This is a genomic window from Sulfitobacter sp. 1A15258 (assembly GCF_043557045.1).
In the GTDB taxonomy this organism is placed as follows: domain Bacteria; phylum Pseudomonadota; class Alphaproteobacteria; order Rhodobacterales; family Rhodobacteraceae; genus Sulfitobacter; species Sulfitobacter faviae.
The window spans coordinates 240,283-261,078 of the sequence record NZ_JBIFFK010000001.1 but is presented as its reverse complement, the minus strand read 5'-3'; the positions used below and the strand labels follow the sequence as shown (position 1 = coordinate 261,078).

Annotated in this window: 22 protein-coding genes and 1 tRNA gene; 7 read left to right on the top strand and 16 right to left on the bottom strand. The window is 63.4% G+C overall.

Translation table 11 applies throughout. The features are described 5' to 3' along the window. Positions 1–147: 147 nt before the first annotated feature. Positions 148–333 (bottom strand): DUF3553 domain-containing protein, encoded by a 186-nt coding sequence (locus ACGYK9_RS01270; protein WP_067262087.1) that lies wholly within the window; start codon positions 331–333, stop codon positions 148–150. A gap of 29 nt (positions 334–362) precedes the next feature. Between ACGYK9_RS01270 and ACGYK9_RS01265 the strand changes: the two genes are divergently transcribed. Beyond that, entirely contained in the window at positions 363–965 is a 603-nt protein-coding gene (locus tag ACGYK9_RS01265) for a histidine phosphotransferase family protein (protein WP_394407736.1), read from the top strand. A gap of 3 nt (positions 966–968) precedes the next feature. Here the strand turns inward: ACGYK9_RS01265 and ACGYK9_RS01260 are convergent, their stop codons facing one another. From ACGYK9_RS01260 to ACGYK9_RS01225, 8 genes are all read right to left on the bottom strand, one after another. Further along, on the bottom strand, positions 969–2,234 hold the full coding sequence (locus ACGYK9_RS01260; protein ID WP_394407734.1) for a glutamate-5-semialdehyde dehydrogenase: 1,266 nt from the start codon (positions 2,232–2,234) through the stop codon (positions 969–971). 28 nt (positions 2,235–2,262) lie between these two features. Continuing rightward, positions 2,263–3,369 (bottom strand): glutamate 5-kinase, encoded by a 1,107-nt coding sequence (proB, locus tag ACGYK9_RS01255; protein ID WP_394407732.1) that lies wholly within the window; start codon positions 3,367–3,369, stop codon positions 2,263–2,265. Continuing rightward, positions 3,357–4,391 (bottom strand): GTPase ObgE, encoded by a 1,035-nt coding sequence (gene obgE / locus ACGYK9_RS01250; protein WP_394407730.1) that lies wholly within the window; start codon positions 4,389–4,391, stop codon positions 3,357–3,359. Before obgE ends, proB begins: the two co-directional genes overlap by 13 nt. Before the next feature lie 30 nt (positions 4,392–4,421). Next, positions 4,422–4,958: a GNAT family N-acetyltransferase gene (locus tag ACGYK9_RS01245; protein WP_067262104.1), complete on the bottom strand. Its 537-nt coding sequence runs from the start codon at positions 4,956–4,958 to the stop codon at positions 4,422–4,424. A gap of 296 nt (positions 4,959–5,254) precedes the next feature. Continuing rightward, a complete protein-coding gene (gene rpmA / locus ACGYK9_RS01240; protein WP_067262095.1) occupies positions 5,255–5,524 on the bottom strand; it encodes a 50S ribosomal protein L27 in 270 nt (89 codons plus the stop codon). 12 nt (positions 5,525–5,536) lie between these two features. After that, positions 5,537–6,223: a 50S ribosomal protein L21 gene (locus tag ACGYK9_RS01235; RefSeq protein WP_067262097.1), complete on the bottom strand. Its 687-nt coding sequence runs from the start codon at positions 6,221–6,223 to the stop codon at positions 5,537–5,539. Positions 6,224–6,429: 206 nt separating this feature from the next. Beyond that, a complete protein-coding gene (locus ACGYK9_RS01230; RefSeq protein WP_394407728.1) occupies positions 6,430–7,239 on the bottom strand; it encodes a DUF2059 domain-containing protein in 810 nt (269 codons plus the stop codon). Then, a complete protein-coding gene (locus tag ACGYK9_RS01225; protein WP_394407726.1) occupies positions 7,239–8,081 on the bottom strand; it encodes a DUF2059 domain-containing protein in 843 nt (280 codons plus the stop codon). The genes ACGYK9_RS01230 and ACGYK9_RS01225 overlap by 1 nt, the downstream gene beginning before the upstream one ends. Before the next feature lie 145 nt (positions 8,082–8,226). Here ACGYK9_RS01225 and ACGYK9_RS01220 point away from each other — a divergent pair. From ACGYK9_RS01220 to ACGYK9_RS01200, 5 genes are all read left to right on the top strand, one after another. Next, positions 8,227–8,316, top strand: a tRNA-Ser gene (locus tag ACGYK9_RS01220). Positions 8,317–8,579: 263 nt separating this feature from the next. Next, complete coding sequence (locus ACGYK9_RS01215) at positions 8,580–10,520, top strand: TonB-dependent receptor domain-containing protein (RefSeq protein ID WP_394407724.1); 1,941 nt, start codon at positions 8,580–8,582, stop codon at positions 10,518–10,520. A gap of 157 nt (positions 10,521–10,677) precedes the next feature. Then, a complete protein-coding gene (locus ACGYK9_RS01210; RefSeq protein ID WP_394407722.1) occupies positions 10,678–11,532 on the top strand; it encodes a universal stress protein in 855 nt (284 codons plus the stop codon). 21 nt (positions 11,533–11,553) lie between these two features. Further along, positions 11,554–11,967: a cytochrome c gene (locus ACGYK9_RS01205; protein ID WP_271687293.1), complete on the top strand. Its 414-nt coding sequence runs from the start codon at positions 11,554–11,556 to the stop codon at positions 11,965–11,967. A gap of 123 nt (positions 11,968–12,090) precedes the next feature. After that, a complete protein-coding gene (locus ACGYK9_RS01200) occupies positions 12,091–13,620 on the top strand; it encodes a PAS domain S-box protein (protein WP_394407720.1) in 1,530 nt (509 codons plus the stop codon). Here the strand turns inward: ACGYK9_RS01200 and ACGYK9_RS01195 are convergent. Further along, on the bottom strand, positions 13,617–14,351 hold the full coding sequence (locus ACGYK9_RS01195) for a response regulator (RefSeq protein ID WP_394408943.1): 735 nt from the start codon (positions 14,349–14,351) through the stop codon (positions 13,617–13,619). The genes ACGYK9_RS01200 and ACGYK9_RS01195 overlap by 4 nt on opposite strands. A 155-nt stretch (positions 14,352–14,506) precedes the next feature. On the opposite strand from ACGYK9_RS01195, the gene ACGYK9_RS01190 reads away from it, so the two are divergent. Continuing rightward, positions 14,507–15,190 carry a helix-turn-helix domain-containing protein gene (locus ACGYK9_RS01190; protein ID WP_394407718.1) on the top strand — a complete coding sequence of 228 codons (684 nt, stop codon included), beginning with the start codon at positions 14,507–14,509 and terminating at the stop codon, positions 15,188–15,190. 55 nt (positions 15,191–15,245) lie between these two features. Here the strand turns inward: ACGYK9_RS01190 and ccoS are convergent, their stop codons facing one another. The 6 genes from ccoS to ACGYK9_RS01160 form a co-directional block, all read right to left on the bottom strand. Beyond that, positions 15,246–15,431, bottom strand: a complete 186-nt coding sequence (gene ccoS, locus ACGYK9_RS01185; RefSeq protein WP_394407716.1) for a cbb3-type cytochrome oxidase assembly protein CcoS — start codon at positions 15,429–15,431, stop codon at positions 15,246–15,248. Further along, positions 15,428–17,548 (bottom strand): heavy metal translocating P-type ATPase, encoded by a 2,121-nt coding sequence (locus ACGYK9_RS01180; RefSeq protein ID WP_394407714.1) that lies wholly within the window; start codon positions 17,546–17,548, stop codon positions 15,428–15,430. Before ACGYK9_RS01180 ends, ccoS begins: the two co-directional genes overlap by 4 nt. Continuing rightward, positions 17,545–18,018 carry a FixH family protein gene (locus ACGYK9_RS01175; protein ID WP_394407712.1) on the bottom strand — a complete coding sequence of 158 codons (474 nt, stop codon included), beginning with the start codon at positions 18,016–18,018 and terminating at the stop codon, positions 17,545–17,547. The genes ACGYK9_RS01180 and ACGYK9_RS01175 overlap by 4 nt, the downstream gene beginning before the upstream one ends. Then, positions 18,015–19,604, bottom strand: a complete 1,590-nt coding sequence (gene ccoG, locus ACGYK9_RS01170; RefSeq protein ID WP_394407710.1) for a cytochrome c oxidase accessory protein CcoG — start codon at positions 19,602–19,604, stop codon at positions 18,015–18,017. Before ccoG ends, ACGYK9_RS01175 begins: the two co-directional genes overlap by 4 nt. Before the next feature lie 96 nt (positions 19,605–19,700). After that, complete coding sequence (ccoP, locus tag ACGYK9_RS01165; RefSeq protein WP_394407708.1) at positions 19,701–20,603, bottom strand: cytochrome-c oxidase, cbb3-type subunit III; 903 nt, start codon at positions 20,601–20,603, stop codon at positions 19,701–19,703. After that, complete coding sequence (locus ACGYK9_RS01160) at positions 20,600–20,788, bottom strand: cbb3-type cytochrome c oxidase subunit 3 (protein ID WP_136720504.1); 189 nt, start codon at positions 20,786–20,788, stop codon at positions 20,600–20,602. The genes ccoP and ACGYK9_RS01160 overlap by 4 nt, the downstream gene beginning before the upstream one ends. Positions 20,789–20,796: the final 8 nt, after the last annotated feature.

Here is a 20,796-nt window from a genome sequence, read left to right as displayed (position 1 = left end):
GGCCAATCCTATGCCCGAAATGAAAGTCTCCGCCTGATAGGCAATCGGCTGCGCGGGCGCAACAGTTGCGGGGAAAGCGGAAATCGGTTACTCTCCCTATGGTTGCTTTAAGAAATTTTTCTTCCACCATTAAGGATTTGGAAAGGGTCATCCCTCATCAAAGACCGGCATTAATTCCAAACGAAAGCTGTCTATGACCACTTTGCCTTGGTCACGAAAGTTGACCGTCACCTTGCCGCCGATATTGCTTTGCACTTGGCCCGTGCCCCATTCGGGATGCTGCGGATGCATCACCAACATGCCCGGCGTCAGCAGCGCGTTCAGATCATCCATGCCATTTCCAATCATTCCAAGGGGCCACCATGGGCCAGCTTAACATCGACCTGCCCGCCCTGATCGGCAGCCGCATTTGCCACGACTTGATATCGCCAATCGGGGCCATCAACAACGGGCTTGAACTGCTTCAGATGGCGGGCACCGGGGCCGCCCCGGGGCCTGAGCTTGCCTTGATCGGTCAAAGCGTCGAAAGCGCTTCGGCCCGGATCCGCTTTTTCCGCATCGCCTTTGGGGCCGCGGGCGATCAGACCATGGGCCAGAACGAGGTGACTTCGATCCTACGTGATCTCTATGCCGCCTCGCGGGTTGAGGTTGATTGGCAGGTCACAAGCCCCCAATCACGCAACAGCGTGCGGATGGCCTTCCTCGCGCTGCTCTGTATCGAAACGGCCCTGCACCACGGCGGCCGGATCACCATCGCCGAAGAGGCAGGCCATTGGTCCCTACAGGCCGAGGCTGACAAAATCGCGATAGACCCTGAACTTTGGGCGCTGCTGACACAGCCCGGGCCGGACCAGCCGCTACAGCCTGCGCAGGTTCAATTCGCACTCTTGCCAATTCTGGCCGAAGCACAGGGGAAAGAAATTACGCTCGACAGTAGCGATACGGCCCTAACCCTGTCTTTCTGACGGTCAGCCGCGCACGGTACCCTCGCCACGCACGAGGTATTTGAAGCTCGTCAACTGCGCCGCGCCAACGGGGCCGCGGGCATGAAGCTTGCCCGTGGCGATACCGATCTCTGCGCCCATGCCGAACTCTCCCCCATCCGCGAATTGGGTCGAGGCATTGTGCATCAGGATCGCCGAATCCAGCCCGTTAAAGAACGCCGCAGCGGTCTCCGCATTCTCGGTCAGAATGCAATCGGTATGCCCCGATCCATACTCGCGAATATGCGCCATCGCAGCGTCCAGATCGGGGACGGCCCGCGCCGCGACGATCATATCGAGGTATTCTTGCCCCCAATCCGCATCGCTGGCTGGGACCGTGCCGGGGACATCCTGCAAGGCCGCATCGGCGCGCACTTCGACGCCCGCGTCGATCAGCGCCCGGATCACGCCATTGCCAATGGTCTTGGCGACGTCCTCATGGATCAAAAGACATTCCGCCGCGCCGCAGATGCCCGTCCGCCGTGTCTTGGCGTTCAGCACGACCTTCAAGGCTTTTTCGGGGTCCGCCTCGGCGTCGATATAGATGTGCACGATGCCTTCCAGATGGGCAAAGACCGGCACCCGCGCCTCACGCTGGACCAAGCCGACAAGCCCCTTGCCGCCGCGCGGCACGATCACGTCGATGGTATCCGTCATCGTCAGCATCTCGCGCACCGCCGCCCGGTCGCGCGTCGGCACCAGCTGCACCGCGTCTTCGGGCATGCCTGCATCCCGCAGCCCCTGTTGCAGACAGGCGTGGATGGCGCGCGATGAATGAAAGCTTTCCGATCCGCCGCGCAGGATCACCGCATTGCCCGCTTTGAGACAAAGCGCGCCCGCATCCGCCGTCACATTGGGGCGCGACTCATAGATCACGCCGATCACGCCAAGTGGGGTACGCACGCGCTGAATGTTAAGGCCCGAGGGCTGGTCCCATTCAGCGATCACCTCGCCCACCGGATCGAGCTGTTCCGCGACCGACCGCAGCCCGTCGACCATGCCGCGAATGCGCTCTTCGTTCAGCATCAGCCGGTCCATCATGGCATCCGACAGCCCCTTGTCGCGGCCAAAGGCGAGGTCCTGCTCATTGGCGGCAATGATCTCGGCCCGGTTTTTCCAGACCGCATCGGCCGCGCTGATCAGGGCCGCGTGTTTCCGCTCGGCTGTGTCAGTCGCCAGTTGCGCTGCCGCTGCACGGGCGCGGGCGCCGATATCGGCCATCAGCTCAGAGATATTCTCGATTTCGTTCATAGCCTTATGCCCCTATCTTCACCTTCGCCTAAAGCGCCATATCGTCCCGATGGATCAAAGCCGCCCGCCCGGGATAGCCCAAAAGCGCCTCGATCTCCGCGCTCTTGTGGCCTTTGATCTGCCCGATCTCCTCCGCCGAATAGCGGCTGAGACCATGGCCCACCGCATGACCGGCGGGGTCATACATGGCGATGCTGTCGCCCCGCTCAAAACGCCCCTCAACGGCGGTCACCCCGGCCGGCAAGAGGGATGTGCCCCGCGCCAATGCCGCCACGGCTCCGGCGTCCAAGGTCACCGCCCCGCGCGGCTTCATCGCGGCAATCCAGCGCTTGCGCGCGGCTTGTGGATCACTCTGCGCGCTGAACCAAGTGGCATTCGCACCACCTTCGAGCGCGGTGAGCGGGCGCATGACGAACCCATCGGTGATCGCCATCGCACAGCCCGCCGTTGTCGCCGTGCGGGCGGCCATCAGCTTGGTTTTCATGCCACCTTTGGACAGGCCCGACCCGGCATCACCGGCCATCGCCTCAATCTCGGGCGTGATGCTCTCGATCACATCGTAACGTTTCGCGGTCGGGTCCTGTGAGGGGTTGGCACTGTAGAAACCATCCACATCCGAGAGCAAAATCAACTGATCAGCCCCCACCGTCACCGCGATCTGCGCAGCGAGACGGTCATTGTCGCCAAAGCGGATTTCATCAGTCGCGACCGTGTCATTCTCATTCACGATGGGCACGACGCCGAGCGAGAGCAACTGCTCCAAGGTCGCGCGGCTGTTGAGGTAGCGCCGGCGGTTGGCGCTGTCTTCCAACGTTACCAGCACCTGCGCCGTGGTGATGCCATGGGGGGCCAGCACCTCTTCATAGGCCCGGGCAAGGCGGATTTGCCCCACCGCCGCGGCGGCCTGCGCCTGTTCCAGCGCCAAGACGGTCGGCGGAAGGCCCAGAACACCCCGGCCAAGCGCGATGGAGCCAGACGATACCAGCACAACATCGCAGCCCAAGCCCTTGAGCCACAAGACATCTTGCGCCAATCCAGTCAGCCAGTCCCGGCGCAGATTGCCGCTATCGCGGTCCACCAGAAGGGCGGAGCCGATCTTGATGACGACGCGGCGGGCGGTGCTTAGGGTTGCCAAGGTGTCTCTTCCTCGGTGCTGCGGAAACGCAGGCGGTCTTCGTCGATATTCTGGCGCAGGGTGCGCAATACTTCCGTCACGCCTTCGCCAGCCACACTGGACATCATCATCACGTTTCCGCCGGAAGCTTTTTCCAATTCTTTCAAGCGGCTTGCGCGCTCTTCCTCATCCAATGCATCAACTTTATTCAACACAGTGACACGCGGCTTTTCTGCCAGATCGCCGCCATAGGCTTCCAGCTCTCCAATGATGGTGTGGTAATCCTCCGCCACGGTTTCGGAGGTGCCATCGATAAGGTGCAACAACACCGCACAACGCTCGACGTGGCCAAGGAAAAGATCGCCCAGACCCCGCCCTTCGGAGGCGCCTTCGATGAGGCCGGGAATATCCGCCACCACGAATTCAGTGTTATCGACACCGACCACGCCAAGGTTGGGGTGCAACGTAGTGAATGGGTAATCGGCAATCTTGGGCCGCGCGTTCGACGTGCTTGCAAGGAAGGTCGACTTGCCCGCATTGGGCAGGCCCAGCAGGCCAACGTCGGCGATCAGCTTGAGCCGCAGCCAAAGCGTCCGTTCCACCCCTTCTTGCCCGGGGTTCGAGCGGCGGGGGGCTTGGTTGGTCGCGGATTTGAAATGCAGGTTGCCCCAGCCGCCATTGCCGCCCCGCGCAAGCTGCACGCGCTGGCCAAGCTCGGTCAGATCGGCGATGACGGTCTCCTGATCCTCATCAAGGATCTCCGTGCCCACGGGCACCCGCAGGATGATATCCTCACCGTCCTTACCGGTGCGCTGTTTGCCCATGCCGGGCTGGCCGTTCTTGGCAAAGAAGTGTTGCTGATAGCGAAAGTCGATCAACGTGTTCAGCCCATCGACCGCCTCGGCCCAGACCGAGCCGCCGGTGCCGCCATCCCCGCCATCCGGGCCGCCATATTCGATGTATTTCTCACGCCGGAACGACACACAGCCGCCGCCCCCGGCGCCGGATCGGATGTAGACTTTGCACAGGTCGAGAAACTTCATGGTCTTGCCTTTCAGGCACGGGAAACGGAGCTACAGCTTGCGGCTATAGGTCCATGTGGGTACGGCAGCATCGCGGGCCAAGCAATAGGTTTCCGCGTCGCCGAGATAGACAAAGCCCGCATTGGTCAGCACCTTGGCCGAGGCCGGGTTGTCATGGAAAACAGAGGCAAAAAGCGCGTCATTGCCCAAGGGGTTGGCGTTTACCAAAGCCTGCACCGCGTCAGAGGCAAGATGCGTGTTCCAGAACGCCGGTGCCACCCAATAGCCGATTTCGGATTGGTTGCGGTCCAGCCGGGTGAGGGAGATCACGCCCATCACTTCGGAACTGTCCGCGCGGGTGCCATCCATGACCCAGACGTCTTCTTCACGGTCATCGGACATGGCGCGGGTGACATAGGCCTCGACACTGCCGGGCGGCAGCGGATGCGGGATCGAGGATGTCGCGTTGGCGACCCTTGGGTCGCTGGCATACATCTCAATCATGCCCATGTCGGACCGGCGCACCGGGCGCAGGTCAAACCGCTCTGTCTCAATAAGGGGTTGGTTCACAATCGCTTCCAACTGCATCGTCATGTTCCTCCTCCGAACAGACTGGATTGGGGGCCTTTGGCCAAACGGGCCGCCCCTGCCCCGATCACGCACAGGCCGCGCGCCGAGGCGTTGACACATTCGACATATTCCTCCCTGCCGAATGTAACGACTTTATCAAAATTCAGCCGCGGTCCGCAAAGAGCGGAGAAACGGCCCGGCAGGCCAATGGGCCCTGAACTGGAAAACAAAAACATCGGGGGTCTTTCCGAAAAAGAAAAAGGGACCGGCGGTATCGCCGATCCCTGATTTTTTCAAACCCTTTGGGGTACGGCTTATTCAGCGGCCTCCGCGCGTGGCAGAACCGAAATGAACGTGCGGTTTTTCAGACCCTTGTGGAAGGTCACAGCGCCGTCGACGGTTGCAAAGATCGTGTGATCCTTGCCCATGCCAACGCCTTCGGCAGGCCAAAACTTGGTGCCGCGCTGACGCACGATGATGTTGCCGGGGATGACGGCTTCGCCGCCGTATTTTTTCACGCCAAGGCGACGACCAGCTGAGTCGCGCCCGTTACGGGATGAACCGCCTGCTTTTTTATGTGCCATCTCGGTCTCTCCTTAGCCTTTGGTCTTTTCTTTGGCCTGTTCGACCCAGCCTTCACGCTGGATACGGCCTTTGAAAGACAGTTTCTCGTCAACTTCAGCGATATCCGCTTCGGTCCATGCTGCGATTTGAGCGAAGGAGGTGATACCCGCTTCGTGCAGCTTTTTCTCAAGTGCGGGGCCAACGCCGCTCAGCGCTTTCAGGTCGTCCGCGCCGGCTTCCGACATCTGGTCGGCTTTCTCGGCTTTCGGAGCGGCCTTGGTGGCTTTCGCCTTCTTGGCCTTCTTGATCTGCGCAGCCTCATCGGTCTTGCCGGTGATGGCAGCCACGGCGGCGGCGCTTACGGAGCCTGTGCCGACAGCTTCGGATACGCCCGACTTCTCTGCGCCGGAGGCAAGGATGTCGGTGATCTTGACCAGCGTCAGCTTCTGACGGTGACCCTTGGTGCGCTTGGAAGAGTGCTTCCGGCGGCGCTTGACGAAGTTGATGACCTTTTCGCCTTTGATTTGATCGACGACTTCGGCCTGAACGCCTGCGTCTTTGACCGTAGGCGCGCCGAGCACGGGGCTGTCGCCGCCCAGCATCAGAACTTCGTTGAACTGGACTGTTTCGCCAGCATTGGCCGCAATACGTTCAACGCGCAGCATATCGCCTGCTTGAACCTTGTATTGCTTGCCGCCTGTCTTGATGACCGCAAACATGCGTCTTCCTTTTCTGTCATCCGCGTTCTGTGGCCCCCGCTTGGGAGTTTGTGGATGGCTTTCCGGCCGATCCGCCTCGAACAGCGCGCCCATGGGGCGTCATTAAAAAACAATCCCGAAAACGGATTACCCGCCGGGATGCGGGCTTATCTTCGGAATGGCGGGGCAAGTCAAGTAGGTTTTCTTGGCCCTGCCCCGTGGGCCTGTCATAGGCTTTCGGCCACCATATTCAGCGCCAATGCGCGCCCCAGCCCGTAAGAGATATCCTCATAGGCCCGACCGAATCCGTCGAAAAGCCCGCGATTGAGCGCCCGGCCCGCCGGTGTCTCGGCATAAGCCGCATATTGCGCGATTTCGGCGTTGCTCAAGGGGTGATAGGCCAGCAGCATATAGGCGTGCAACCAGACGGAGGTGTCTTCGGTCACCGCATCCAGATCGGCGCCAACATCGGCCAAGAGGTCTTCATCACTGTCCTCCAGCGCGCCGCCATCGCGCATGCCGCGGAGGAATTGGAAATTGCTATTGAGTGCCGTGCCCACATTGCGGTCGATCATATCGGAAGCGTCGATCAACCGGCGGATCAAAGTCACCCGGGTATCACCGTCCCCCGCCAGCACCCCATAGTTCGCCCTCGCGATCTGCTCGATCTCAGGCTCGGCGATGGCGGCGCGGGCGGCATTCTCCAGCCCCACAATCCGACGCCCCAGTTCGGTGGAATAGAAGGCGATCGTCTTTTCGACCTCCTCCGCCGTCATCGTCTCTTCCAAGGCGCGGCGGACCATTTCGACCATACGATCGGGATCGTGGATGCTTTCGACCTGCATCTGCCAGGCTGGGCCGCCCTGCCCGCCCAGCATGTCTTGGTTCAGCACCTCCGCATGGGCCTGCCCTTCGTCGCTGAGGATCACCGCCGCTTGGCGAAGCTCCAACAAGTCGACCAGCACGGTCATCCGCGCATCGGCCCAAGCGGGCAGCGCCAGAAGCCACAAAAGCGGCGCGAAAACCCAAGCCCGCATTAGATGTCCTGACTGGGCTGCATGGCCGCAAGGCGCGCGGCCACGGCCTCAAACCGGTTGGCCATGATCTCATATTGAACGGCGTTCATCAGCGTATAGACTTGCTGCATCTTGGGATGCTCCAACGCCTCGGCATAGGCGGCAAGGTCTTCGTCCGAGAAGGATTGGTAGGTATAGGCGGCGTTGGCCAATGCGTTAGCGGCGATCTGCGCGCCCAGCTCATCCGCCTGCGCCCGCATCGCCTCGCGCAGGTCCGGCTCTTCCATCTGCAATTCGATCACCCCGGCCGCCGCAGCGGCCAGAAGGAAGCGAATCTGCACCTCTTGAATGGCCCGGACCGAGATTTCTTCGACATCGCTGGCCACGTTCAAGCGCCGCAGGGTCTCCAACCGGGGGGAGCCGATCCGCTCAAGCCCCGCGATGATGGCGGCACCGCTCTCGGCCTTCAGCCCGTCATCCTCAGCCATATGCGCTTTGTTCTCGACCGCCACCAAACGCTGGCCCAGATCGGAGGCATAGAATCCGGCGGCATGATCCAACAGGTCATCGCTGAGCGTCTCGGCAAGGATATCCATCGCCATGTCATGCATCAACTCGGTGTCAAAGACATCGCGTACCAGCCGCGACCACTCCGAGCCGAAATCCTCGCTTTGCAGCCCTAACATCTCAGGCGCGGAATCGGCGGACAGGCGGATGCTCTCCAACGCCACGTCAAAGCCGGTCACTTCCAAGAACCGCTCCAACGCGCCGCGATCCGCCGCCCGCAGCGGCAGGGCAAGCGCGACAAGCAGCATCAACGCCATGACAAAGGGGGCTGCAATCATTCGGTTTTGGCGAAACATGGGCGGTCCTTTCGCAGAAATCTGCCTTTAAACTTAGGCTCTACCAGCCTCGGCGCAATGAAAATCCCCAAACTTTCAATTGATGCGCAAAACCCCTCTTGCCACTGCTGGAAAAGGCGACTAAACGGACCCCCCAGACCCCCGCGGAGAGGTGCCGGAGTGGTCGAACGGGGCGGTCTCGAAAACCGTTGAGCCTTCACGGGTTCCCAGGGTTCGAATCCCTGTCTCTCCGCCACTAACGCCTTGGGCGTGGTGCTTATTTACCCGATACGAAGACGCAGGTCAGTCGCCGCACAAGGGGCGACGTCGCCGTCCTCCAAACCGGTCTGCTTAAAGACCAGGCACCCGCGTAGAAATCCAACGCCCAGCGGCCCCCCTCCCGCTTTAGCCAAATCCGCGCCTTGAACATTTCGGCGGATTGTCGCAACTATCCGCGCAGAGCAAGCAAGCGGTTTCATGAGTCCCAGCCAGCCAAGGATTTCTACAAGGGACAATAAAATGAAAACCACTACTGCCAAGCGCGTCGCGCTTTCTTGGCTCATGTGCTCGACCGCCACTCTCGCTTACGCGCAAGACGACACCGCTTTCGATCTCGGTGTGCTGCGCATTCAGACCTCAGCCGCTCAGGCTGTTTTGGGCAATGACGAGATCACCGAAACCGAAATCGAACAGCGCAACCCGGCCACCGTGGCCGATGTCTTTGCCGGCGAATCCGCGATCACTGCCAGCGGCGGCGCGCCGATCGCGCAGAAGGTCTATGTGAACGGGATCGAGGAAAGCCTGCTTTCCGTCACCATTGATGGCGCACGTCAGAACAAATCGGCCTTCCACCATACCGGCAACGTCCTGCTGGATCCGGCCTTGCTGAAATCCGTTGAGGTCAGCGCGGGGCTTGCCCCGGCGGATCAGGGGCCAAACGCGCTGGCGGGCTCTATCGCCTATACCACCAAAGACGCCCGCGATTTGCTGGATGGGGATGATCCCTTTGGGGGTCGCTACACGCTGTCCTATGGCAGCAATGGCCAAGGGTTCCGCAACACCCTGACCCTCTTCGGGCAGAACGACGGTTTTGAATACCTGCTGAGCGGCACGCGCGCGACGGGCGATGACTATGATGACGGCTCGGGCAGCACCATCACCGGCACGGCGGCGGACCTGACCGACTATATCGCGAAATTCGCCTATACCTCGCAAAGCGGCAAACGTCTGAGCTTCTCTGCTTCTGAGACAACCGACAATGGCCTGCGCGCGTCTCAAGGTGGCTTCATCCGCCCCGACTTTGCCGATGTGATCGGGCGCGACACGGTGCTCTACGAAGCGCTGTCGCAGCGCACCTCCTATACGCTGACCTATGAGGATGAGAACCCCTCGGGCATCTGGGCGCCCTATGCGCAGCTCAGCTACAACGAGCAGGCGATGGACGTAGGCTCGCTTTATGGCGTGAACAAAAGCCTCAGCGGTGTGCTCAGCAACGACTTCACGCTCCGCAACGGCAGCGTCAATGTCGGTGTCGATTTCTTTGACGAAAGCGCCGAAGGCTATGACAACACGGTCAGCCCGCGCAGTTCGAGCGGCCGCGAAGAGCTTAGCAACATCGGCATTTTTGCCCAAGCACGGCAGGATCTGTCGGACCGCATCTCCGTGTCCTACGGCGGGCGCTACGACTGGGCATCCTTCGAAGGCGCGGATGGGAGCGATTTCGACGCCAGCGGCGCCAGCGTCAACGGCTCGGTCGATTACGTCTTGAACGATCAATGGACCCTCAACGCAGGGGCCGCGTCCAGCTGGGGCGGTTATGAGTTGGGCGAGGCTGCATTGGTCAACTTCCGCACCCCGTGGAATTATGACGGCTTCACCACCTCGCGCGCCAATGCGGTGCGTTTGGGCCTGCGTTACGACAGCGGCCCTTGGGCGGTCAAAGGCGCGCTCTTCGACACTGAGATCGAAGACATCAACGCCGTTCTGCCCTCGAGCGGCGCACGCGGTGCTGTGGACGATCTGACATCGCGCGGCTTCGACGGGTCGGTCACCTATACCGGCGCGCGCGGCTTCGCGACGTTGAACTACACCTATGCCGATGTGCAAACCAACGACGCGACAACCGCCACGACCGCCTATTACCTTGGCCGTCCGGTCGGCCATATCTTCGGCTTCGAAGCGGGCTATGACGTGACCGAGGAATGGCGCATCGGTGCGACCGCGCAGATCGCCTTGGAGAACGACGATACCGATGTGTCGCTCGACGGCTATGAGGTGGTCAATCTCTACGCGGAATACAAACCGCGGCGGATGGAGAACCTGAACGTGCGCATGGACGTGCAGAACCTGTTCGACGCGACCTATGCAAGCCGCAGTTCCGATGGGCTTGGGCTTGCCAATGTGGTGCCCTTGACCGAACCGGGCCGCACTGTCAGCCTGACCGCGTCGATCAGCTTTTAACTGACGCAGGTATCGCCCCCCTTTGCGCGGGGGCGATACCCTTTTCCGGCGCTTGCCGCCTACGGTTCTTTCCGCAGTCCTCCTCCCGCTTGATCCAGATCAATGCAGCCGCTCCGGCCCGCCCCATAATGGCCGTGGTCACATGAGGAGCGTCGCCATGCAAAATGCCACCATCACAGCCGTTCTGGGGGTCGATGCCCGGCCCAATCAGCTTGAGGCCCTCGCCCGCGAGGCGCAGACCCAGGGCGCGCATCTGATCGTTCTTCTGCTCAGCGAAACCCCTGCCGTCCCGGTCTATTCGATGGGGGTGGGCGAACTCAGCACCTATTCCCTCCCGGCAGGCTGGCAGGCGGATGTGGACGCGGCCCGCGAGGCGGTCGAAAAACAGCGCGCGGAATTTTCCCAGTATCTCACCGACCAAGGCGCCAGCGCGGATGTGCGCGCAGTCTGTGGCGATGCCTCTGCCCTCCGCAACACGGTGGCGCGGGCGGGGCTGACCTGTGATGCGGTGCTTATCGGCGCGGACCTGCGCGAAGACAGCCGCCTGTTCGAGGACATCGTGCATGCCGCCCTTTTTGAGTCTGCCGTGCCGGTTCTGCTCAACACCGCGCAGGCCAAACTGGCTTTGACCCCGCAATCGGTCTTCGTCGCATGGAAAGCGGGCATTCCCGCCACGCGGGCGATCCGCGCCGCTCTGCCGATCCTGCGCAATGCGCGCGAGCTGACCGTGGCGCTTTTCGACCCAATTTCGATCTCTGCCCATGACGGGGAAAACCCCGGCACCGATGTCGCCGCTTGGCTGACCCACCAAGGCTGCAACGTTGCGGTGCAGCAATATGCCAGCGGAGGCGAGGACATTGGCACCGCCATCCTGAAACGCGCCAAAGAAACCGGGGCCGATCTGATCGTCATGGGCGCCTATGACCACTCCCGCCTGCGCGAGATGGTTTTTGGCGGCACGACCCGCAGCCTGATTGAACAAAGCGCCTTTCCTGTGCTTCTGTCGCACTAACGCCCATCGAAAGGACCCCCTATGCGCCCTCACCTCGCTGCCCTCGCCGGGCTTTCCTGCGCCCTCCTCTCCGCCTGTTCGGAGGGGTCCTCTGACGACACCGACCGGGTGCGCGCGGGGCAGCGGGTCTATGCCAAGGAATGCGCCGCCTGCCACGGGGCGCAGGGCGAAGGGGGCGGTCCGATGTCCTTGCATCTGGATGTGGTGCCGCCGGATTTGGCCGGGCTGAAACAGCGCAATGACGGCTACTTCCCGCGCGAGTTTGTCAGCCGCTTTGTCATGGGCCAGCTTGCGAAAGACGATCCCGCCTCACCCATGCCCGACTTTTCCGCGGTGGGCCTGCGCCACGTCTACCCCAATGGTGGCGCGGATGGGGAGGTGCTGGAAACCGATTTCGCCAATCTGCTCGACTATCTGGAAGCGATCCAGTGGTAGGGCCGGCGTGGTTCGGGAGGCAGCCCTCGGGCACTTAACGCGCCCCCGCCCTGCATTGCGCGCCCGCCCCCTCTCACGCTATCGGATGCCCTGCCCCGCAGCCCCTACAGACGGAACCCTCGCATGAAGATCAACGACGAAAGCCCCGTTCTGCTGGCCCTTCTGGACGCCGCCGTCGATGCCATGGTGGTGGCGGATCACGCGGGCAATATCCTGCGGGTGAACAAAGCGGCGGCCACGCTCTTCGGCCATCCGGTCGAGGATTTGGTAGGGCAGAACGTGCGCATGCTGATGCCCGGGGATATGGCCGTTCAACACGACGGCTTTCTGCGCCACCATCTCGAGACCGGAGAGAAACGCATCATCGGCGTGGGCCGCGACGTGGAAGGGCTGCGCGCCGATGGCAGTATCTTCCCGCTGCATCTTTCCGTGGGCCGCGCCGATATCTCGGGCGAGGTCGCCTTTGTTGGCATTATGCACGATCTGTCGCGCCGAAAAGCCGCCGAGGAGGCCACCGCCCGCTCGCAACGGATGGATGCCATCGGCCAGATGACCGGCGGCATCGCGCATGATTTCAACAACCTTCTGACGGTCGTGATCGGCAATCTCGAACTGCTGGAGATGTCGGAAACCTCGGCCAAAAGCGGCGCGCTGATCTCGGACGCGCTGGAGGCGGCAGAGATCGGCGCGGACCTCACCTCGCGCCTGATGGTCTTTGCCCGCAAGACCACGCTGAACGCGGCGGAGATCGACCTCAACGCCGAAGTCTCCAAAGCCGTGGCGATGCTCAAACGCACCATCGGCGCGCATATCGCGGTCGAGACGGGCTTTGCCGAGGACCTTTGGCAGGCCAAGGTCGACGCCACCCAGCTTCAGACTGCCGTTTTGAACATCGCGTTGAATGCCCAAGACGCCATGCCTTCGGGCGGGAAAATCACGCTGGAAACGCGCAACATGCAGCTTGACGACACCTATGTCGCACAGGAAATCGGCATCGACATGGGCAACTACATCCGCCTGTCGATCGCGGACACGGGCGAAGGCATGTCCGCCGAGACCCGCACCCGCGCGATGGAGCCGTTCTTTTCGACCAAACCGGTCGGCCAAGGCACGGGGCTGGGCCTGTCGATGGTTTACGGCTTCATCAAGCAATCCGGCGGGCATATCGCGATCTACAGCGAATTGGGCAAGGGCACGACGATCAGCCTCTATTTCCCCGCCCTCGTGGACGGCACCAGCGCGCGGGCGGCCTCCAGCGACGCGCCAGAGCAGCACGCCGGGATCGGCACCGGCCTGCGCGTGCTGCTGGTCGAGGATGACCCGATGGTCCTGCGCCTGTCGGAGCGGCGGCTGGAGTCGCTGGGGTTCGACTGCGTCACGGCAACCACCGGCGATGCGGCTTGGGACATCCTGCAAGACCGCGACGACATCGACGTGGTTTTTACCGATCTGGTGATGCCGGGGGAGTTGTCGGGCCATGCGCTGGCCAAACGGGTCGCGGCGGAAATGCCCGATCTGCGGATATTGATCACCTCGGGCTTTTCCGAAAACGTCCTGCGCGGCGAGGAAGAGAGCCACGCCTTCGCCCTCCTGCGCAAACCCTATAGGCAAGCGGATCTGGCCGAAGCGTTTCGCGCCTTGTTACAAGACTAACCCGAGGTGGCGGTGGGGCTTTCGGTCAGCACATAACCCACCCCGCGCACCGTTTTGATCAACAGCGGACGCGCCGGATCACGCTCGACCTTCTTGCGCAGCCGCGCCACTTGGTTGTCGATGGTGCGGTCCAAGGGTGCCCAGTTCTGCCCGTCGATCAGATCCATCAACCGGTCCCGCGACAAGGGCTTTTTCGCGTGGTTCACAAAGGCGGCCAAGAGTTTGAAATCAGCCGTGGTCAGATCCCCCTCCTGCCCGTTCCGGCCCACCAGCAGCATCCGGTCGAGGTTGATCTTTAGCCCGTCGAGCGCGAGCCAAGGGTCGGCGCTTTGCGGTGCCGGTGCCTCTGCCTCGCGTTTGCCGCTGCGCCGCAAGACGGATTTCACGCGGGCCAAGACCTCTCGCACATGGAAGGGTTTGGTCAGATAGTCATCCGCGCCCAGCTCCAACCCGACAACGCGGTCGATCACATCGTCCTTGCCCGTCACCATGAAGATCGGCACGTCATGATCGCGGCGAAGGTCGCGCGCGATGTCCAGCCCGTCCTCCGCGCCGAGGTTCAGATCCAAAGTCACCAGATCGAAAGCCTCCGCCGCGAAGGCCGCGCGCACGCTTTGCGCGTCATGCGCCTCGGTCACAAGGTAGCCGTCGCTTTCAAGGCAGCGCCTCAGAAGCGTCCGGATCTTCGCATCGTCATCAACAACAAGGATCTTCTTCGCGGTCACGCCCATCACCCCAAAAGTTGCGTTTGTATAGTCCGCAACCCAAGCGAGCACCACCCGCCACGCCATTCCCTGCGACAAAGCGTTACAAACGGATACGAGACCACAGGTCGTTCTGCGACATGCGCCTGAGAATGTGACCGCGCCGCAGAAAGGACGATCGCATGTACGTGACGCTATCCAATGAGTTCACCCCCGCAACCAAAGTGCCCGAGGCGCAGCTTTGCTCTCGCACCCCCGCCGCGCAATCGCCGCGCAAGCGGCAGGCGGTCGGCAGCCATCTGTTTCGCGAGGGCGATATCGCCAACCATATCTATGAGATCACCTCGGGCGTCTTTCGCCTGACCCGCGTGCTCGACAACGGGCGGCGGCAGGTCATCGCCTTTGGCCTGCCGGGCGACATCATCGGCTTTCCCAATGGCGCGCTCCATCACAGCGATTGCGAGGCGATCCAGACGGCAGAGGTGATCGCCCACCGCCGCCATGCGCTCGACGATTTCGAGGGGGATCACGAGACGCATAAACGGCTGTTGAACGCTGCCCTGCGTGAGATTTCGGCGATGCAGGATCACTTCATGATGCTGGCGCGCAAATCCGCGCTGGAAAAGGTTGCCTCCTTCCTCATCACGCTGGCGGAGCGCACCGGCAGGCCGATCGGCAATTACACCACCTGCGCCTTGCCGATGACCCGCAGCGACATCGCGGATTTCCTCGGCCTGACGATTGAGACGGTGAGCCGCACCCTGACCCGCCTGCGCAAGCAAGATATCATCGCGCTTGAGACCGCCCAAACCGTGCTGATCAAGGATATGGACGCGCTGATCTCGGCCTCTCAGGCCGCCGACTGACGGCGGGCTTGTACTGGGTTAAGAAAACGCGGGTCTCGGCCCGCGTTTTGTGTTTTTAGGTCGTCTTTTCGGTATCTCGCTGGTGGGTGTCCCCATCAGGCACCCCATTCTCCAGCAAAATCCGCGCCGCGTCTCCTTCAAGGTCATCGTATTGCCCGTTGCGCAGCGTCCAGAGACAGGCCGCAAGCCCCGCTGCGCCAAGACAGACGGAGACGGGGATGAGAACAATCAGGATATTCATCGGCGCACCGCATTCAAAACCACGAGGATAGACGAGGAAGACATCACCGCCGCCGCCATCAACGGGGTGGCGAAGCCCATGACCGCCACCGGGATCGCGACCGCGTTATAGGCGGCGGCCAGCCCGAGGTTCTGGCGAATGCGGCTGCGCGCCCGACGGGCCAGCCGCAGGGTATCGGCGACCGCCGAAAGATCACCGCCCAGCATCACCCCGTCCGAGGCGACCCGCGCGGCATCCAGCGCTGTGGCAGGCGCGAGAGAGGCATGCGCCCCGGCAAGCGCCGCTGTGTCATTCAGCCCGTCGCCCACCATGAGCACCCGCCTGCCCCGCGCAGCCATGTCGCGAACCAGACCGGCCTTATCCTCAGGCCGAACGGAGGCATGAACCGTGGCGATCCCGAGGGTTTCGGCCAGCGCTTCTGCACGCTGCGCGGTATCGCCAGTGACCATCGCCACTTCCATCCCACGCCCGCGCAGGGCGCTGACGACTTCCGCCGCCCCGGCGCGGGGGGTCTCGGACAGAGGCAAGGGAATAGAGCGGTCCGCCAGATGCAGTTCCGGTCCCTCCTGCCCGCGACGCAATGAGACCCGCGCCCCGTGCCACAGGCCGCAGACGCCCTCGCCCGGCACCTCTTGCAGGTCGTGCAGATCGGCGGGCATCTGCCCCTGCAACGCCGCCGCCAAGGCGCGCGAGGCTGGGTGGTCAGACGCCTGCGCGAGGGCAAGCGCCACCGATGCCACCTCTGCATCAAGCGCGGGCAGACGCGCGACGCCTTCGGTCAACGTGCCGGTCTTGTCGAAGACAACCGTATCGATCTCGGCCAGACGCTCCAAGGCCGTGGGGGATTTTAGCAGCACGCCCGCGCGGAACAAGCGCCCGGTCATCGCCGCCGTCACCGCCGGAATGGCCAGCGCCAGCGCGCAGGGGCATGTGATGATCAGCGTCGCCGTGGCCACGGCAATCGCGTGATAAAGGTCCCCCGTCAGCGCCCACCAGACCACAAAAGCCAGCGCCGCCAGCCCATGCACCACCGGCGCATAAAGCCGCGCCGCGCGGTCGGCGATCCCGCTGTAGCGGTGTTTGCCGGTCTCGGCGACCTCGACCAAAGCCGCAAGGCGGCGCAGGGTGCTGTCCTCGGCCCGGCGGGTGACCCTTAGGGTCAGCGGCGTGCCAAGGATTACCTCGCCCGCGCAGATCGGCCCGCCCGCCGCCACCGCGACGGGGTCGGCCTCTCCGGTCAGGGCAGAGCGGTCCACCATCACCGCGCCCAAGGCGATGCCATCCACCGGCGCGCGCGCCCCGGCAGCGAGGGCGATGCGGTCATCGGGCACCAAGGCGCTGACGTCCACCGTCTCACGCCCCGTCGCGGTCAGGCGCGTGGCGCGGGGCAGTTCCAGCGCCGTTAACTCCGCCGCCGCGGAACGTGCTGTGGCCCGCGCGCGATGCTCTAGATAGCGGCCCACCAGCAGGAAAAAGGTCAGCGAGAGCGCCGCATCGAACCAAGTATGCGCCCCGGTGGCGGCGAAAGTCTCATAAAGCGAGGTCGCCGCCGCCAGCAGGATCGCCAGCGCAATCGGCACATCCATATTCATCCGCCCCGCCCGCAGGGCGACCGATGCCGAGGCGAAGAAGGGCACCGCCGAAAAGGCCAAGGCGGGCAGCGCGATGGTGGCAGAGACCCAGTGAAACATCTCGCGCGTGATATCGCCCGCCCCGGACCAGACCGCGACGGAGACTGCCATCACATTCATCATGGCAAAGCCCGCCACAGCGGCGCGGGCCAGCAGACGGCGGCCCGTGTCATCCCCCGCGGGGCGCAGGGCGGTCGCGTCGAGTTCATGCGCCTCGAAGCCCGCGTCGTTCAACGCCTGAAGCGCGGCGCTGGCGTCATACCCGGGGCTCAGCACGATCCGCACCCGTTTGGCCCCAAGGTTCACCCGCGCGGCTTTGACCGAGGGCAAGCGGGCCAAGATCCCCTCGACCCCCGCAATACAGGCCGCGCAGCGGATCTGCGGCAGGGCGAGATGGATGGCCTTGTCGTTCTCCGCGATGCGCTGCGCCGCAGCCACGGCCGAGGGGGTGCCTGCGACACAGCCGGGACAGGCGGCGACGGTCATCGTACCACCCGCAACGGAATGCGGCGGCGAAAGAGCGTGCCATCGGCGGCGCGCATCTCGATCCGCAGGTTCCAGTTGCCGGGGCCTGCGGTGACCGGTGCGGTCCACGCGCGGCCATCCCAAGCGAAGTCGGGCGTCATGTCATCCGCCACGGTGGTCGCCCGGCCCAATGTCGCCGCGATGATCTCGGGCTGCACCACGCCATTGGCATCCTGCACCGCCAAGCGGAGCGCCTCTCCCGTCAACTCGGTCTGCACCGCCCAGCCGAGCGCTTCCTGCGCCGCGCGGTCGCTGTCGAAATTTTGCGAGGCGACGTAGCTCGATTCAGTTTCCTTGCCCGGGAAGGTGCGCACCGCGTTAAAAGCGAGCGCGAGGTTCACCGCGATGATGATCGAAAACCCGCCCACGAAGATCGCCAGCACATGCCAGCCTGTCAGGGGGCGCCCCCGTTGCAATTGCGCTGCGGTCATTGGCTGTCCTTTCCATTGAAAATCGTGTCACCAAAGGCCCGCTCGCCCGAGCGGAGATCTTCGACCCAAAACCGCAGATCGCTGCGCGGCGCGGTGGCGGCGTCACTCTGCGGCAGGGCGATCACATAGACCCGTTGCAGGCGGGTGGTGTCGGCGGGCACGGAGACCACCGAACCCGCCGCCCCCTCGACGCTGAGGTCCAAGCCACGGTCCCCGGCGAGAGACAGCCGGAAATCCCGCGCCTCCCCATGTTTGTTGCGCAGACGGATGTCATAGGCGTTGCGGATCGACCCGTCCGAGAGGGTGACGAAGGTCGGATTGCGCACGGGCGCCACGGTCATGTCGATCTCGGGCCGGATGAAGAGCGCCACGACAAGCGCCACACCGATGGCGGCCCAAGCGGCGGTATAGATCAGGGTGCGCGGGCGGAAGACATGCTGCCAAAGCGGCTTGGGCTGCCATGGCGGCGCAGTGGCTCCGGCGACGTCACCAGCAGGCGCCTCGGCAAGGCCCGCCACGGCGGCGCTTTCCTTGGGTGCGGTGGGCGGCTCATCATCCAGCGCGAGATAGTCGATCAGCCCGCGCGGGCGGCCGATCTTGGCCATCACATCGTCGCAGGCATCGATACAGAGCGCGCAGGTGATACATTCCATCTGCTGGCCTTCGCGGATGTCGATCCCCATCGGGCAGACCGCCACACAGGCGTTGCAATCAATGCAATCGCCCAAAACCTCGCCGTCCCGGGACTGGCGGTCCCCCGCAGTGTTTTTGTCGAGCGCCGCACCATAGCGGGCCACCGCATCACCGCTGCCGATCGCCTCTGCCGCCGCTTTCTGGCGCTTCACCCCGCCCTTGCCGCGCGGCTCGCCCCGCCATTTGCGGTAGCCAACGGTCAGCGTGCCGGGGTCCATCATCGCGCCTTGGATACGGGGCCAAGGGCACATGTAGATGCAGACCTGTTCGCGCATGAAACCGCCAAAGATGAAGGTCGTGGCCGTTAGCACGCCGATGGTGGCATAGGCCACCGGGGCGGCTTGCAGGGTCACGAGGTCGCGCGCCAGACTGGGCGCATCGGCAAAGTAAAAGACCCAAGCCCCGCCTGTCGCCACCGCGATCAGCAGCCAGACCAGCCATTTCGCCCCCCGCAGCCGCGCCTTGCGCAGGCTCCAGGGTGCGTTGTGCAGACGGATGCGCGCGTTGCGGTCGCCCTCGATCCAGCGCTCCACGGTCATGAAGAGGTCAGACCAGACGGTCTGCGGGCAGGCATAGCCACACCAGACCCGCCCCAAGGCAGAGGTAAACAGGAACAGCCCCAGCCCCGCCATGATCAGCAGCCCGGCCACGAAGTAGAATTCATGCGGCCAAATCTCGATCCAGAAGAAATGGAAACGCCGGTTTGCGAGATCGACCAGAACCGCTTGGTCCGGCAGGTTCGGCCCCCGGTCCCAGCGGATCCAGGGGGTGATGTAATAGACCCCCAGCGTGAGGATCAGGATCACCCATTTCAACCGACGAAAGAATCCGCTGACCCGGCGGGGGAAAATCGGCTCGCGGGCAGCGAAAAGCGGGGGGGCGGCGTTGGACATGGGCAGTAGGCTCCGGAGTTACGTCTTGCGGCCTACACCCGTGGGGCGCAGGCCGCGTTGATCTGCATCAATCGGCAGATTATTTGTCGTACCGGTTTAGTCGGCGGCGGCACCCTCGGCATCGACTGCAGCCTCGCCGCCGCCCAGACCGTGGACATAGGCGGTCACGGCGCGCACCTCGGCCTCGCCCAGACGGGCCTGCCACGGCGGCATCACCCCCATGCGCGGCGCTTTGAGCTGCCGCAGGATCGCCTCATGACTGCCGCCGCGCAGCCAGATCGCATCGGCAAGGTTCGGCGCGCCCATCTCACGGTCACCAAGGCCGCGCTCCCCATGGCAGGCACTACAGTTGTCGGCATAGACCTCTGCCCCCGCCTGCGCCGCGCCCGCGTCATGCTCAAGCCCCGAAAGGCTGCGCACGAAATGCACGGTGGCGTCGAGCTCGGCTTCCTCCATCCAATCAAACGGCGGCATTTCCGAGAAACGCGCGTCGGGGTCATCCTCGTTGCGGATGCCATGGCGCACGGTATAGGCGATCTCCTCCATCGTGCCGCCCCAGAGCCAATCGTCGTCCAGAAGGTTGGGATAGCCCGAGGCCACCACACCCCCTGCCCCCGCGCCGTGGCATTGCGAGCAATTGGCCGCAAAGACCGAGCGCCCGGCCTGGGTCGCGAAACGGTGCAGCTCTTCGCTGTCCTTCAGCACCCCCAGATCGACGTTGACGAGGCTTTCGGTCAGGTCAGCATTCGACAGGTCCACACGCGCAATCTCGGCAGCGACCTCGCCACGGGTGGAATAGCCGAGCAGCCCTGCCGTCGCGCCTGAGACCATCGGCCAGGCGGGATAAAGGATGGTATAGATCACGCCCCAGACGACGGTGGCGTAGAATGTCCAGAGCCACCAGCGCGGCAGCGGCGTGTTCAGCTCTTCGATCCCGTCCCAACTGTGGCCTGTGGTCTCGGTCCCGGTGGCGGGGTCGATCTTGCGTTTATCGGTCATGTGCGGGCTCCGTCATTGCGGGCTTGATCGGGGTCGTCGTTGCGAAACGGGACGGCGGCGGCATCGTCGTGCAGGGCGCGCGAGCCGGGGCGAAAGGCCCAAGCAATGACGCCCAGAAAGATCAGCGTCAGGATCAAAAGCGCCCAGCTATCAGCCAGTTCACGCAGGAAAGAATAGGTGTCCATTGCGGCCT

What these genes read in the sequence shown, in the direction of transcription:
- ACGYK9_RS01270 (WP_067262087.1), bottom strand. Translation starts at nt 333, where the DNA reads ATGGATGATCTGAACGCGCTGCTGACGCCGGGCATGTTGGTGATGCAT.
- ACGYK9_RS01265 (WP_394407736.1), top strand. Translation starts at nt 363, where the DNA reads ATGGGCCAGCTTAACATCGACCTGCCCGCCCTGATCGGCAGCCGCATT.
- ACGYK9_RS01260 (WP_394407734.1), bottom strand. Translation starts at nt 2,234, where the DNA reads ATGAACGAAATCGAGAATATCTCTGAGCTGATGGCCGATATCGGCGCC.
- obgE (WP_394407730.1), bottom strand. Translation starts at nt 4,391, where the DNA reads ATGAAGTTTCTCGACCTGTGCAAAGTCTACATCCGATCCGGCGCCGGG.
- ACGYK9_RS01245 (WP_067262104.1), bottom strand. Translation starts at nt 4,958, where the DNA reads ATGCAGTTGGAAGCGATTGTGAACCAACCCCTTATTGAGACAGAGCGG.
- rpmA (WP_067262095.1), bottom strand. Translation starts at nt 5,524, where the DNA reads ATGGCACATAAAAAAGCAGGCGGTTCATCCCGTAACGGGCGCGACTCA.
- ACGYK9_RS01235 (WP_067262097.1), bottom strand. Translation starts at nt 6,223, where the DNA reads ATGTTTGCGGTCATCAAGACAGGCGGCAAGCAATACAAGGTTCAAGCA.
- ACGYK9_RS01230 (WP_394407728.1), bottom strand. Translation starts at nt 7,239, where the DNA reads ATGCGGGCTTGGGTTTTCGCGCCGCTTTTGTGGCTTCTGGCGCTGCCC.
- ACGYK9_RS01225 (WP_394407726.1), bottom strand. Translation starts at nt 8,081, where the DNA reads ATGTTTCGCCAAAACCGAATGATTGCAGCCCCCTTTGTCATGGCGTTG.
- ACGYK9_RS01215 (WP_394407724.1), top strand. Translation starts at nt 8,580, where the DNA reads ATGAAAACCACTACTGCCAAGCGCGTCGCGCTTTCTTGGCTCATGTGC.
- ACGYK9_RS01210 (WP_394407722.1), top strand. Translation starts at nt 10,678, where the DNA reads ATGCAAAATGCCACCATCACAGCCGTTCTGGGGGTCGATGCCCGGCCC.
- ACGYK9_RS01205 (WP_271687293.1), top strand. Translation starts at nt 11,554, where the DNA reads ATGCGCCCTCACCTCGCTGCCCTCGCCGGGCTTTCCTGCGCCCTCCTC.
- ACGYK9_RS01200 (WP_394407720.1), top strand. Translation starts at nt 12,091, where the DNA reads ATGAAGATCAACGACGAAAGCCCCGTTCTGCTGGCCCTTCTGGACGCC.
- ACGYK9_RS01195 (WP_394408943.1), bottom strand. Translation starts at nt 14,351, where the DNA reads ATGGGCGTGACCGCGAAGAAGATCCTTGTTGTTGATGACGATGCGAAG.
- ACGYK9_RS01190 (WP_394407718.1), top strand. Translation starts at nt 14,507, where the DNA reads ATGTACGTGACGCTATCCAATGAGTTCACCCCCGCAACCAAAGTGCCC.
- ccoS (WP_394407716.1), bottom strand. Translation starts at nt 15,431, where the DNA reads ATGAATATCCTGATTGTTCTCATCCCCGTCTCCGTCTGTCTTGGCGCA.
- ACGYK9_RS01180 (WP_394407714.1), bottom strand. Translation starts at nt 17,548, where the DNA reads ATGACCGTCGCCGCCTGTCCCGGCTGTGTCGCAGGCACCCCCTCGGCC.
- ACGYK9_RS01175 (WP_394407712.1), bottom strand. Translation starts at nt 18,018, where the DNA reads ATGACCGCAGCGCAATTGCAACGGGGGCGCCCCCTGACAGGCTGGCAT.
- ccoG (WP_394407710.1), bottom strand. Translation starts at nt 19,604, where the DNA reads ATGTCCAACGCCGCCCCCCCGCTTTTCGCTGCCCGCGAGCCGATTTTC.
- ccoP (WP_394407708.1), bottom strand. Translation starts at nt 20,603, where the DNA reads ATGACCGATAAACGCAAGATCGACCCCGCCACCGGGACCGAGACCACA.
- ACGYK9_RS01160 (WP_136720504.1), bottom strand. Translation starts at nt 20,788, where the DNA reads ATGGACACCTATTCTTTCCTGCGTGAACTGGCTGATAGCTGGGCGCTT.